This window comes from Phytopseudomonas punonensis, from assembly GCF_900142655.1.
Taxonomy (GTDB): Bacteria; Pseudomonadota; Gammaproteobacteria; order Pseudomonadales; family Pseudomonadaceae; genus Aquipseudomonas; species Aquipseudomonas punonensis.
Genome location: NZ_FRBQ01000004.1, coordinates 55,298 through 67,276, shown reverse-complemented (window position 1 = coordinate 67,276; position 11,979 = coordinate 55,298). Strand labels below are relative to the sequence as shown.

Here is an 11,979-nt window from a genome sequence, read left to right as displayed (position 1 = left end):
TAAACAAGAGCGGGGCAGCCCTGCTGCCCCGGCGATCAATCGTCTGACGAGAAGTTGTAGTCCATCGACTGGCTCGGGCCCTGCAGGTAGTAGCCCTGAATGTAGTTGGTGCCCGCTTGCCAAAGAGTGGCCAGCACGCTGGCGGATTCCACGAACGGCACGATGGTCAGCTTCGCCTGGCTGTGCAGGCTAGCGAGCATGGTTTTCAGCGCTTCCTGATTGGCCGGGTCGGTCAGGTCTTTGGTGAACGAGCCATCCACCTTGACGAAGTCGACCGGTAAGTGACGCAGCGTGTTGAACGGGTTCAGCGCGCAACCGAACTGGCTGATCGCGATATGGCAGTGCAGATCTTTCAAGCCGTGCGTCAGCGCCTTCACCTGTTTCAGGTAGGTAATGGCGTCCGGCTCGCTGAATTGGAACACCAGAGCATCGGATGGCAGGCGTGCCGCCTTCAAGGCAACGCTGAGCCACGGCAACAGTGTCGGGTCCTGCAGGCTGGCGCTCGAAAGGTGCACGAACAGGCGTGTCGCGTGGCCCTTGGAGCGGTGGTCGGCCAGCAGCTTGATCGAGCTGAGGATTACCCAGCGGTCGATTTTCTCGCCCATGCCCGAGTCCCTTGCCACAGCGAGGAATTCGCCTGGCGGCACTTCCTGACCTGACGGGCTGAGCAAGCGCAGCAGCACTTCATAGTGCTCGTACTCATCGCCACGCAGGCTGATCACCGGCTGGAACAACAGGCGGAAGCTGTTCTGTTCCAGCGCCTGCTGCACCATCGCGACTACGCTGCCACGGCTGGCGGCGGCTGCCAGTTCCTGGGCCGGGTCGAACAGCTTGAGAGTGCCCGGCTCGTCGAGTTGGTCGGCGCAGCGCTGCGCACGGTCGATGACTTCTCCGGCCTTTGGGGTGGTCTCGTTGAGACCGGCCACACCAATGGACAGTGTGGTCTGTGCGGTGCGTCCGTTGATATCGAATAGATGGCCTTCGGCCTTTTTGAGCAGCGCTTCGAGTAGCGGGCGCTGTTGCTGTGGCGACAGGCCTGTCTGCAGCACGGCGAATACGTCATCGCCAAAACGAGCCAGTTGCGCATCTTGAGGAAAGTGAGCGCGCAGCAGGCCTGCCAGGTCGGTAAGCAGCAGGTCGATGGCGCCCAGGCCCATGTCAGCAAGCAGGCTTGCGTAGCGATCAACGCGGATATAAGCCAGGCTGGCCGGCTGCTCGTCATGCACGGCGCGGTGGGCGGCGTTATCCATCAACTCGAGGAAATGGCTGCGGTTGTACAGGCCGGTGACCAGATCCAGGCTGCTGATTTCGCGCAGCTTCTCTTCCAACTCGGCATTGCCGGTTTCCGCGCGGATCACCACCTGGATGCATGGCTCGCCATCGTAGGCTGCAGGCGACAGGGTGATGCGTGCCGGAAAGCTGGTGTCGTCAGTGCGTACACCGGCACAGCCCAGCTCGTGGTTGTCCATCTGCTGGTGATTCTTCAGGAAGTCCTTGAAGGTGCTCTGATCGCTGGCGCCGATCAGGTCGATCATCGGCAGGCCTTCGAGTTCTTCGGCATCGTCGAAACCAAACAGCTCCAGGTAGGCGCGGTTAGCGTAGATGTGCATGCCATCGTGCACGTAGGCGATGGCGTCGACCGAACTGTCGAGCAGCAGCTGGCAGCGTTTTTCGGCTTCGCGCAGGGCTACTTCGGCGGCGCGGCGGGCCCGACGCTCTTCGAGGTTGACCAGTTCGCGGCGGGCGACCAGTACCAGGCGCTCGTCTTCACCCTGGGGCAGGGCATCCTGGGCGCCGAGCATCAGCGCTTCGGTGACGCTGTCCGGCTCGTTGTCGGCCAGCAGCATGATCACCGGAATGTCCTTGCCCTGCTTGCGAATGCTGGAAAGCGCTTCATGGGGATCGAGGCAGTCGCTGACCGGCGAGCAGATCAGCAGATCCCAGTTTTGCTTGAGCGCTTCGAGCAGGTCGTCAGCCGAGATCAGGCGGTGCACGCGTGTGGCGTTACCGGCATTGCGGAACAGGCTGACGAGACGCTCAGCCTCGTTCTGCGAGTCTTCGAGAATCAGCAGGCGGATGGTTTTCTTTTCGATGGCCATTAGCGGAGTCGAATCTGCGATAAAACAGCAGAAAAAGGCGGGGAATTAAGGGTTTCCCGCAATCTACAGCGACTTCCAGAGTGAGTCAAAGTCTTCCTCCCCGGCCGGCCGCTTGGCGCCAGAGGCTGTGACGGAGGTCGCTTGATCTGCGACTTTTTGCTCCAGATCGTGGTATTCGAACTGGCTGAAACTGCTGGTGCTGACCTGTTTCTGGCTCAGCACTGCACGGCGCTCTTTGCCATTGATGTTGATCAGCACTTTGCTGCCTTCCTGAAACGGCAGGCGCGGCGTGATCAGCGTGGCTGGGCGAGAGATGGCCGCGATCTCGGGAAGCAGCAGGGCACGCAAGTATTGGCTGTTTTGCTCGGCCTTGCGCACCAGTTGCAGGCCGCAGGATTGCGCGTGTGGTGCGATCAGCTCGATGCCCATTTGCGTGCCGCCGCCGCGCACCTGACGAATCCAGCGCACCACGGCAACGCTCCAGCCCTGCTGAGGCGTGTCACGGATGCCGAGAATCTCACCTGCCTGCAGCTGAGTGGGGACTTCCTTGGGCCATGACAGGCAGTAGCCCCCCGGGCTGTGATTGACGATGGACAGCGCGAAGGTCGGGTAGCTTTCCCCGGCGTTGGCCTGGTCATCCTGCTCGGAAGCAGGCTTGGGGTATTCGATCTCTTCGAAGGGCAGACCGTTGTCCCAATCGTTGGCACGGCGTGCGTCGTGGGCGCTGGCCCACACATCAGGCGCGGCGGTAGAGAGTTTGAACGAGGCGGTGGTGTCGATCTGCTGTTTGAGGATATCGCTGAACGCCCGGCCATTGGCCAGGTAGTAGTTCAGGGCGCTCATGCCAATGCACAGGGTCATGCTGCCGGTGCCCTGGGTGCGCTGGAAGGTGCGCTCGGAAATGTCGCCCCAGGCCGCTGCCGCGTGCTGGAGCATGTCCAGGGTGAAACCATCCGGCACCTGCAGGCGCGAGCGGGAACGATCTTCGGGCAGCAGTTCCAGGTGATCCTTGATGGCATCGACCAGCGGCGTCGGGTCGATGCCCAGTGCGCCTTGCAGCTCGCTCGGCTGGAACAGTGAGGTGTAGCGCGGCGGGCCATCGAGTTGTGGGGCGACGGCGAAGATGCTCGACGGATGCCCGGCAGTCTGCAGGTTGACCAGTGTACTCCAGGCCTCCAGGGCTTCGGCCAGTCGAGCAATGGCGTTCTGGCGCATCTGGTTGCAGCGCGAGCAACCGATCAGCAGGGCCACCACATAGACCTGCTCGACGCTCATGCCTTGGGTATGGCGCGCCAGTGGGTCGCGAATCACCACCGTGTGCAAATCCTGTTGGCGGGCGATCAGGTAGAGCTGGTGCAGCTCCAGCCAGAGGCCTTCCGGCACCGGGCAGTACAGCTGGCTGGTACGAATCAACGGGCCGTTGAGGCTATGCACCGCACGCTGCAGCGCGGTGCCCAACAAGGCATTGCGCTCGCGATTGGGCTTGGACGACAGGCTCGAAATGATCAGCTTGTAGCCGATCGCCAAGTGGTTCTGCAGCGCCTGGCACAGGTTCGCGACCTTGCGCGGGCGCTCGTCGAGCACGATGGCCTGATTGAGGAAGTGGCGTTCCAGATGCTGACAGACGAAATACACTTCGGGGCGCAGCAGTTCGAGCAACTGCAGGCGATTGTCCGAGGGCGTCAGCAACTGGTTAAGCTCGATCAGCGCCTGGTACAGCTGGCGTGCCGTTTCACCGATATTGGCCTTGGGCAGGCCGGCAATCCAGCGTTTCAGGTCGCGTGGCGTGGCGTCGCAGAAAGTCAGGCCCTGCTTGGTCGGCGTCGGGACGCGGAGCAAAAGGTGGGGGCTCTGTTTATCCATCTAGCTTCGTTACTCCAGCGCCAGCATTCGTTCGTCTGATTGGTCAGGTTCAGCGACTCTAGCAGCATCCGGCCATCATCGCAGCCTTTGCCGCGCCGCCGGAGAGGGCTGCGCGGCCCATGGCCGGATTATTGGCCGAGCAATTGGCCCATGCGTACCGGGCTGTTGGCGCCCAGTTCTTCAGCCCACTTCACCTGCTCGGGGCCGAACAATACGATAGCCGTGGAGCCCAGCTTGAAGCGGCCCAGCTCCGCACCTTTCTCAAGGCTGATCGGCGCGCGAGCGGCTTCGTCGTAGCGCACGGTTTTCAGCTCGCGCTTGGGCGGCGTGATCAAGCCGGCCCACACCGTCTCGATGGAGGCGACGATCATCGCACCCACCAACACCACGGCCATCGGCCCGCGCTCGGTGTCGAACAGGCACACCACGCGCTCGTTGCGGGCGAACAGTTCGGGAACGTTTTCAGCGGTGGTCTGGTTGACCGAGAACAGGCGGCCGGGAACGTAGATCATTTCCCGCAGGGTGCCGGCCAGCGGCATATGCACGCGGTGGTAATCCTTGGGCGACAGGTACACGGTGGCGAAGTCGCCGCCCATGAACAGCGCCGCGCGCTCGCTATCGCCGCCCAGCAATTCGGTCACGCTGTAGCTGTGGCCCTTGGCCTGGAATACCCGGCCGTGTTCGATGCGACCCAGCTGGCTGATCGCGCCATCGGCGGGGCACAGCACTGCGCCCGGCTGATTGTCCAGAGGGCGGGCGCCGTCTTTCAGGGCGCGGGTGAAGAATGCGTTGAAGTGCTCATAGGCGGAGAGGTCTTCGACCTGCGCCTCGCTCATGTCGACCTGATATTGCTTGGCGAACCAGGCGATGAGGCGGTTCTTGAACCAGGCGGCGCGGCACTCTGCGGCGCAGCCGATCAGGCGCGACAGCAGATGGTGCGGAATCAGGTGCTGGCTGAGGATAAACAGGCGTTCTTTCATCGTTATTCCTTGGCTGCCCGACCTTGCTTGCCGGGCATATGAAATGGACAGTCAGGTCGTGCTTAACGTTCGACAGGCGTATCGCTCAGGTTGCCCCACTCGCCCCATGAGCCGGCGTAGGCTTTCACCCGCGGGTAACCCAGCGCTTTGGCGACCAGGTAAGTGAAGCCGGAGCGGCGATGGCTCTGGCAGTGGGTGATGATTTCCTTGTCAGCGCTCAGCCCGAGGCGGTTCAGCTGCTCGGCGATATCCTCGCGAATGCGCAGGGCGCGGGAGGCGTCCATGCCGGCGGTCCATTCGAAGTGGATAGCACCGGGAATGTGGCCGCCACGCGCCGCCTGGACTTTCTCACCCCGATATTCCTCGGCCGAGCGTGCATCCCAGATGGCCAGGTCATCGGCGCCCAGGCGCGATTGCAGATAGCTGGCGCTGGCAGTCGGCTCGTCACTGAGCGTCAGCGACACGGGAGCGTTCTCGGGCTCCGGTGCTTGCTGGCTCAGCGGCAGGCCTTCCGCTTCCCAGGCGGTCAGGCCGCCATTGAGGAAGTGGTAATGCGAGTGGCCAATCACATCCAGCAGCCAGATGAATCGGCCGGCCCAGCCACCACCTTCGTCGTCGTACACCACGTAGGTGGCATCCGCGCGATGGCCTAACTCGCCAAACAGCTTCTCGAGCTGCGCCTTGTCGGGCAGCAGGCCTGGCGCCACGGGCGCGCTGGCCTGGGTACGTTTGCCATCGACGAAGCGGGCTCCGGGGATGTGCCCAGCCAGGTAGCGCTGCTGGCTGCTCAAGTCGACCAGGATCAGCTCGGGTGCTTCAAGTCGTGCGGCGAGATCCGCCGGCTCGATGACCAGCGGCAATTCGGCGAAGGCTGTCATGCAGGCCTCGTGGGCAAAGTTAAGTGGGCGATTGTAGCGCAGAAGAATGCGCGAAAGAGGCCGCGCTCAGCGCTGACGTTTGCTGAAGGTGTCCAGTGCGCGCTCTATGCATTGAGTGGTTTTGGTGAATGCCTGCACGATGGCGTCAGTGATCGGTTTGCCCTCCAGGTCGGCGAACAGCAGCATCACCACCCGATCATTGCTGGCCAGGGAGCGGATCAGTAGATGCTCGCTGGGCAGCAGCGCTTTCAGATCGCCTGGCAGTAGGGCAGAAAACTGCGCGACGTTGGCCGGGGTGAGGCGCAGTTGTGCAGGCTTCTGCAATAGGCGGCGCAACACCTGGCTTTGCGTGGGATCGAGGGTCATGCCGACGGCGTTGGCTGCCACGCCGGCATGCTGCTGCACCTGGAGGCGGCTGTGCGTGCGATCGGCGAGCAGCATGACCAGGCGAGGTAGGCCGGCGGCCTGCACGGCCTGACGAGCACAGCCGGTGAGCTGCTGGACGTTGCTGAAGGCCGACGGCTGGGCCAACAACTGGGTGCACAGCTGTCGCCAGTCGGTGGTCTGCGGCGCGGGCGTCGCTTTCGGTGGCTGGAAGTGCCGGGCGTCCCAGGGCCACAACAAGGCTTGCGCGGGATGCCAGAGGCCCGTGGTATCCAGCTGGCGTGCGCTGTGTGCGGCGTTCTGGTGAATCTGCTGCTGCAGTTCTGCGACGGGCAGTTGCAGGTACAAACTGGTCAGCCCGTGCCAGCGCCGCGTGTGCTGGCCGCTCCAGGCGTTGTGCGCGGACACGGCAAGAATGTTGGCCAAAAGAATGCTGTTCGCCGGCTGGGTGAGCCAGCGCTGCAGGACTGGGTCGGCATCCAGGCCCTGCTGCTGGCGCAGCGGTTCATCGTGGCGGGCAAGGTGCAAAGCCTTGGCGAGGAGGCGGCGATCATCGATCAGCAGGCGATAGCCCTGAGTGATCCACGCCGGCAGTCGCCAGCGTTCGGCCAGCCCCAGGCACAGCTCGAACAGCGATACGCCGAGCATCTCACGCTCGACCTTCACCGGCGGCTCGCCCTTGACCAACACGCGCTGCTCCCAGGCTTCGAACAGGTGAGGGTAGGCGGCCAGCAGCGTCCAGACCGGCGACAGGAACAGCAGGCTGCCCCAGTGGATTTCCTGCCACAGGCGCGCCAGGCGCGCAGCGAACAAGCCGTTAGCCTGATAGGTAGCGTGCTGGCTGATCAGCTGAATCTGTCGCAGCGGCTGAGGAATGTCGCTAGTCGCTCGGGCCGGTAGGCGCGCCAGCAAGTCTTCGGCGCGTTTGAGGCCGAGGCGGTTGAGCGCTGTCTCCAGACTTTCCGCCGCTTCGCCCAGGGCGCTGCCCTTGCTGTTGGCTTCGCGTAGCACGCTGAGCACCAGCGCCGGGCTGTCCTGCATCAGGTCGGCAATCTCGCGCAGCGAGCGCCGGCTATCACCCAGCGCGCGGCGTACCTGCTGGTGATGATGTGCCGCAATTGGCAATACCTGACCGTCCAACTGCTTGAGCCAGGCATCGAGAGTGCGCGGTAACGGCGTGCTTGCGACCATGGGGGTGTGCCAAAATGGCTTTTTTTAGACTTAACTGACTATAGTCTGGCGCATCTCTTCCGATAAGTAGAAGGGGTGATTCGCGCAGTCGCTCTTTCTTTTCACCTTCTTAAGTTTGCTCCTATGGCCAAAATCATCGGCATCATCGTTGTATTCGCCTGCGTTTTCGGCGGTTTCGTCGCATCTGGCGGCCATCTAATGGCGTTGGTGCACCCCTTCGAAGTGCTGATCATTGGCGGCGCTGCGCTGGGTGCATTCCTGCAGGCCAACCCGGGCAGCATGTTCATGACCGTCTTCAAGAAGTCCTTGAAGATGTTCAAGTCGCGCTTTACCCACGATTACTACCTCGAAGTGTTGCGCCTGCTTTACGAAATTCTCAACAAGGCGCGCCGCGAGGGCATGATGGCCATCGAGGCCGACCTCGAAGACCCGGCCGCGAGCCCGATCTTCAGCAAGTACCCGGCGGTACTGGGCGATGAGCGCATGGTCTCGTTCATCTGCGATTACCTGCGTATCATGTCGTCGGGCAACATGGCGCCCCATGAGCTCGAAGGCCTTTTCGATATGGAGCTGGTTGGCCTCAAGGAGGAGCTGGACCATCCTGCTCACGCAGTTGCGAAGATCGCCGACGGCATGCCGGCGATGGGTATCGTCGCCGCGGTACTGGGCATCGTGATCACCATGTCGATTCTTGCCGAAGCGGACAACGCGCAGATCGGTGAGAAGGTCGGTACCGCCCTGGTCGGTACATTCCTCGGCATTCTTGCTTCCTATGGCTTCTTCGGCCCGCTGTCTGCAGCGCTCGAGCACGACGCCAAGGAAGAATTGAACGTCTACGAGGCCATCAAGGCTGGTCTGGTCGCCTCCGCGTCCGGCATGCCGCCGACGCTGGCCGTGGAATTCTCGCGCAAGACCCTTTATCCGGCGCATCGCCCAAGCTTCAGCGAGCTTGAACAGGCCATGCGCGGAAGCTAAGTACCATGGAAAACAACCAGCCGATTATCGTCAAGCGGGTCAAGAAGGTTGCCGGCGGCCACCATGGTGGCGCCTGGAAGATCGCCTTCGCCGACTTCGCCACGGCGATGATGGCGTTCTTCATGGTGATGTGGCTGATGTCCTCGGCCACGCCCGAACAGAAGAAGTTGATCTCCGGTTACTTCAAAGATCCCATCGGCTTTTCCGAGAGTGCGAGCCCCTACGTGATCGATCTTGGCGGCTCGCCGACACCGTCGCCAGATCGCACCCTCAACGAACAGCCCCAAGAGGCGCCGGGCGATCAGGCGGATACCGATCCTAAAGACCCTGCGGAACTGGATGCCGAGCAGGCCGAAGCCAAGGCCGAAGAGGTCGAGCGCGAGCGCCTGGAGCTGCTGTTGCAGGAGTTGCAGAACAAGGTCGAGCAGGATCCACAGCTGCAGCGTTTCAAGGATCAGATCCTCTTCGAAATCACCCAGGATGGTCTGCGTATCCAGATCGTCGATGCCGAGAATCGACCGATGTTCGCCCTCGGTAGCGCGCAGTTGCAGCCGTACTTCGAAGACATCCTGTTCGCCCTGACCGAGACCATCAAGGCGGTGCCCAACAAGATCAGCATCAGCGGCCACACGGATGCCAAACCTTTTGCCGGCGCCGGTGGTTTCGGCAACTGGGAACTGTCGGCAAACCGTGCCAACGCGGCGCGGCGCGTACTGATCGCTGCCGGCTATGACGATGCGCAGGTGGCGCGCGTAGTCGGCTATGCCTCGTCGGCGCTATTCGACCGTGACGATCCGTTCAACCCGGTGAACCGGCGTATCGATATCGTAGTGTTGACCAAGAAGGCGCAGCGCAACATCGAAGGCGAGCAGGGCGGTGGTGCGCTGGCGCCGGATCCCGCGCCGGGTGCGCCTTTCGGTGATACAGGCGCTGCTTCAGGCGCGGCGCCTACCGCAGCGCCGCTGTCCAGTGATCAGGTACGCGAGAAGCTGAACATCTTCGAGGACGGCACGTTGAAGATGGATCAGCCGAAGGAGTGATCGGCTCGCACGCCAGCGCGTGCGGACCAGATCAATACTCGGGTTCTGGCAGGCTGGCCAGAATGTGTCGGTAGCTGTTCATCCGCTGCGGTTGAATCCGCCCATCTTCAAGCGCCTTCAGCAGCGCGCAACCTGGCTCGCGGTCATGCTTGCAGTCGCGGAAGCGGCAGTGGCCGAGCAGGTCGGCAAACTCGATGAAGCCCGCTTCCACATCGTCACGGCTGACGTGCACCAGGCCAAACTCACGGATACCCGGTGAGTCGATCAGCTGACCGCCACCCGGGAAGTGAAACAGCCGGGCCGTGGTGGTGGTGTGCGTGCCCTTGCCAGTCAGCTCGGACAGCGCCCCGACGCGGGTATCGACGCCCGGCAGCAGGCTGTTGACCAGCGACGATTTGCCCACGCCGGACTGGCCGACGAACACGCTGATATTGCCGTCGAGCTGCTTCTTGAGCAGCTCCATGCCATCGCCTTCCAGCGCGGACACTTCCAGCAGCGGATAACCCAGCTGGCGGTAAACGCCGAGCAGGGCGTTCAGCGCGGTTTCGTTCTGTGCGTCAATCAGGTCGGCCTTGTTGAGCAACAACAGCGGGCGGATGCCGGCATGTTCGGCAGCAACCAGGTAACGGTCGATCAGGTTGGCGTGCGGTTCGGGCAGTGGCGCGAAGACGATAACGATCAAATCGACGTTGGCGGCCACTGGTTTCAACTGGCCGCGGGTATCCGGTCGGCACAGTTCGGTATCGCGGGGCAGCTGGGCAACGATTACGCCGATGCCCTGGTTGCCAGGGCGCCATACCACACGGTCGCCGGTTACCAGGGTTGGCAGGTTGGCGCGCAGGTGGCAGCGGAATATCTGGCCATTCAGCTCGCCGTCGGTGGCTTCGACTTCCACCTGCACGCCGAAGTGGGCGATCACCAGGCCTGTCTGCTCCGGGCCCAGGTCGCCACCTTCCAGGGTTTCCACCACGCGGGACTCGCGCTTGGCAGCGCGAGCGGCGCGCTCGCCCTGGATTTTTTCGATGCGCCAGTTTTGCCGGCGGTTGAGTTGGCGTTTGGCCATGAGACTTCCGAGTTGTGCTGCGCTTGAAATGGCAGCGATTCTAGCACGGCTGATGGGGCGGCAATTTGCAGATGCTGAAGCTAAACTGGCCAACCGTCTTTCAGCGAGCTCTGTCGGCATGGCAGTTTTTCAACGCGCGTTGCACCGCTTGGGCGAACGTTACCCCGCCTTATTGGCCCTGATCATCCAGGTCGTCGTTACCTTCGTCATAGGTTTGGCGATTGTCGCAGCTGCGCATCTGTCGGCGTTCCGGCCCAGCCCGCTGGCTGCCGGGCTGTTGCATGGCCTGCTGGCTGCAAGCCTGGCGCGCTGGCTGGGGCTTTCGCGCTGGTGGTGGTGGCTGAACCTGCTGTTCGTGCCCGGGTTGCTGCTGGCCAGCGGCGCACCTTTGCCCTCCTGGCTATTTCTGCTCGGTTTTCTGCTGCTGCTGTTGCTCAACTGGAACAGCTTCGGCGAGCGCGTGCCGCTTTACCTGACCGGCGCCGGTACTCGCCATGCACTGGCCTGCCTGCTCGAAGGCCGCGGCGAGCGCTTCACTTTAGTCGATCTCGGTTGCGGCCCAGCAGGCACCTTGATGTGGCTGGCGCGACGTTTTCCACAGGCGCAGTTCGTGGGGGTAGAAACCGCGCCGCTGTCCTTCGCCATCGCCTGGCTGCGCTGTGTCGCTCAGCGCAACTGCCGGATTCGCTATCAGAACCTGTGGCGCACCGACCTGAGCACCATCGATGTCGCTTACTGCTTTTTATCGCCTGCGCCGATGCCAGCACTTTGGGACAAAGCTCGCGGGGAGCTGCCGAAAAACGCCTGGCTGATCAGCAATACCTTCGAAATCCCTGGCGTAGCGCCGCAGCGTGTCGTGGAGCTGAAAGACTGGCGCAATTCGCGCCTGCTGCTCTGGGAGATTGGCTAGAATGTCAGGCCTATTAGAGGAGCGCAGCATGCAGAACCCACAGAATCTGATCTGGATCGACCTGGAAATGACCGGGCTGGATCCTGAAACGGACGTCATCATCGAGATGGCGACCATCGTCACCGATACCGAGCTCAACGTGCTGGCCGAAGGCCCGGTGATTGCCGTGCACCAGAGCGACGAGCGCCTGGCGGCCATGGATGAGTGGAACACCCGCACTCATGGCGAAAGCGGCCTGACCCAGCGCGTGCGCGAAAGCAAGATCAGCCAGGCTGAAGCCGAAGCGCAGACCATCGCGTTTCTGGAAAAGTGGGTGCCTAAGGGCAAGTCGCCGATCTGCGGCAACAGCATCGGCCAGGATCGTCGCTTTCTCTACAGGTACATGCCGGCGCTGGAAGCCTACTTCCACTATCGCTACCTGGACGTTTCGACCCTGAAGATTCTTGCCGAGCGCTGGGCGCCAGGCGTCAAGGAAGGGTTCGTGAAAACCGGCACGCACCAGGCGCTTGACGATATCCGCGAGTCCATCGCCGAGCTCAAGTACTACCGCCAGCACCTGCTGAAGGTCTGAAGGCTGCAATTGCGTCGTAGCCCGG

At 62.5% G+C, this 11,979-nt stretch carries 10 protein-coding genes; 4 read left to right on the top strand and 6 right to left on the bottom strand.

The annotated features are described in order from the left end of the window. Positions 1–35: 35 nt before the first annotated feature. From BUC40_RS13090 to BUC40_RS13070, 5 genes are all read right to left on the bottom strand, one after another. Positions 36–2,099, bottom strand: a complete 2,064-nt coding sequence (locus BUC40_RS13090; RefSeq protein ID WP_073266372.1) for a GGDEF/EAL domain-containing response regulator — start codon at positions 2,097–2,099, stop codon at positions 36–38. 63 nt (positions 2,100–2,162) lie between these two features. After that, on the bottom strand, positions 2,163–3,962 hold the full coding sequence (locus tag BUC40_RS13085; RefSeq protein ID WP_073266370.1) for a molecular chaperone: 1,800 nt from the start codon (positions 3,960–3,962) through the stop codon (positions 2,163–2,165). A 128-nt stretch (positions 3,963–4,090) separates the two neighbouring features. Next, positions 4,091–4,942, bottom strand: a complete 852-nt coding sequence (gene asd / locus BUC40_RS13080; protein ID WP_073266368.1) for an archaetidylserine decarboxylase — start codon at positions 4,940–4,942, stop codon at positions 4,091–4,093. Between the two features lie 62 nt (positions 4,943–5,004). Next, positions 5,005–5,820 (bottom strand): rhodanese-like domain-containing protein, encoded by an 816-nt coding sequence (locus tag BUC40_RS13075; protein WP_073266366.1) that lies wholly within the window; start codon positions 5,818–5,820, stop codon positions 5,005–5,007. A 66-nt stretch (positions 5,821–5,886) separates the two neighbouring features. Continuing rightward, positions 5,887–7,395, bottom strand: a complete 1,509-nt coding sequence (locus BUC40_RS13070; RefSeq protein ID WP_073266363.1) for an HDOD domain-containing protein — start codon at positions 7,393–7,395, stop codon at positions 5,887–5,889. Positions 7,396–7,518: 123 nt separating this feature from the next. Here BUC40_RS13070 and motA point away from each other — a divergent pair, with 123 nt between their 5' ends. Together motA and motB are read left to right on the top strand one after the other, a co-directional pair. After that, positions 7,519–8,370 carry a flagellar motor stator protein MotA gene (motA, locus tag BUC40_RS13065; RefSeq protein WP_073266361.1) on the top strand — a complete coding sequence of 284 codons (852 nt, stop codon included), beginning with the start codon at positions 7,519–7,521 and terminating at the stop codon, positions 8,368–8,370. 5 nt (positions 8,371–8,375) lie between these two features. Then, a complete protein-coding gene (gene motB, locus BUC40_RS13060; protein ID WP_073266359.1) occupies positions 8,376–9,410 on the top strand; it encodes a flagellar motor protein MotB in 1,035 nt (344 codons plus the stop codon). 31 nt (positions 9,411–9,441) lie between these two features. Here the strand turns inward: motB and rsgA are convergent, their stop codons facing one another. Further along, positions 9,442–10,473, bottom strand: a complete 1,032-nt coding sequence (gene rsgA, locus BUC40_RS13055) for a small ribosomal subunit biogenesis GTPase RsgA (protein WP_073266357.1) — start codon at positions 10,471–10,473, stop codon at positions 9,442–9,444. 118 nt (positions 10,474–10,591) lie between these two features. Between rsgA and BUC40_RS13050 the strand changes: the two genes are divergently transcribed. After that, a complete protein-coding gene (locus tag BUC40_RS13050) occupies positions 10,592–11,383 on the top strand; it encodes a class I SAM-dependent methyltransferase (RefSeq protein ID WP_073266355.1) in 792 nt (263 codons plus the stop codon). A 28-nt stretch (positions 11,384–11,411) separates the two neighbouring features. Further along, on the top strand, positions 11,412–11,954 hold the full coding sequence (gene orn, locus BUC40_RS13045) for an oligoribonuclease (protein WP_073266353.1): 543 nt from the start codon (positions 11,412–11,414) through the stop codon (positions 11,952–11,954). The last annotated feature ends 25 nt before the right edge of the window (positions 11,955–11,979 follow it).

Excerpts from the sequence above, each read along its gene's own strand:
- BUC40_RS13090 (WP_073266372.1), bottom strand. The coding sequence starts at position 2,099 with ATGGCCATCGAAAAGAAAACCATCCGCCTGCTGATTCTCGAAGACTCG.
- BUC40_RS13085 (WP_073266370.1), bottom strand. The coding sequence starts at position 3,962 with ATGGATAAACAGAGCCCCCACCTTTTGCTCCGCGTCCCGACGCCGACC.
- asd (WP_073266368.1), bottom strand. The coding sequence starts at position 4,942 with ATGAAAGAACGCCTGTTTATCCTCAGCCAGCACCTGATTCCGCACCAT.
- BUC40_RS13075 (WP_073266366.1), bottom strand. The coding sequence starts at position 5,820 with ATGACAGCCTTCGCCGAATTGCCGCTGGTCATCGAGCCGGCGGATCTC.
- BUC40_RS13070 (WP_073266363.1), bottom strand. The coding sequence starts at position 7,395 with ATGGTCGCAAGCACGCCGTTACCGCGCACTCTCGATGCCTGGCTCAAG.
- motA (WP_073266361.1), top strand. The coding sequence starts at position 7,519 with ATGGCCAAAATCATCGGCATCATCGTTGTATTCGCCTGCGTTTTCGGC.
- motB (WP_073266359.1), top strand. The coding sequence starts at position 8,376 with ATGGAAAACAACCAGCCGATTATCGTCAAGCGGGTCAAGAAGGTTGCC.
- rsgA (WP_073266357.1), bottom strand. The coding sequence starts at position 10,473 with ATGGCCAAACGCCAACTCAACCGCCGGCAAAACTGGCGCATCGAAAAA.
- BUC40_RS13050 (WP_073266355.1), top strand. The coding sequence starts at position 10,592 with ATGGCAGTTTTTCAACGCGCGTTGCACCGCTTGGGCGAACGTTACCCC.
- orn (WP_073266353.1), top strand. The coding sequence starts at position 11,412 with ATGCAGAACCCACAGAATCTGATCTGGATCGACCTGGAAATGACCGGG.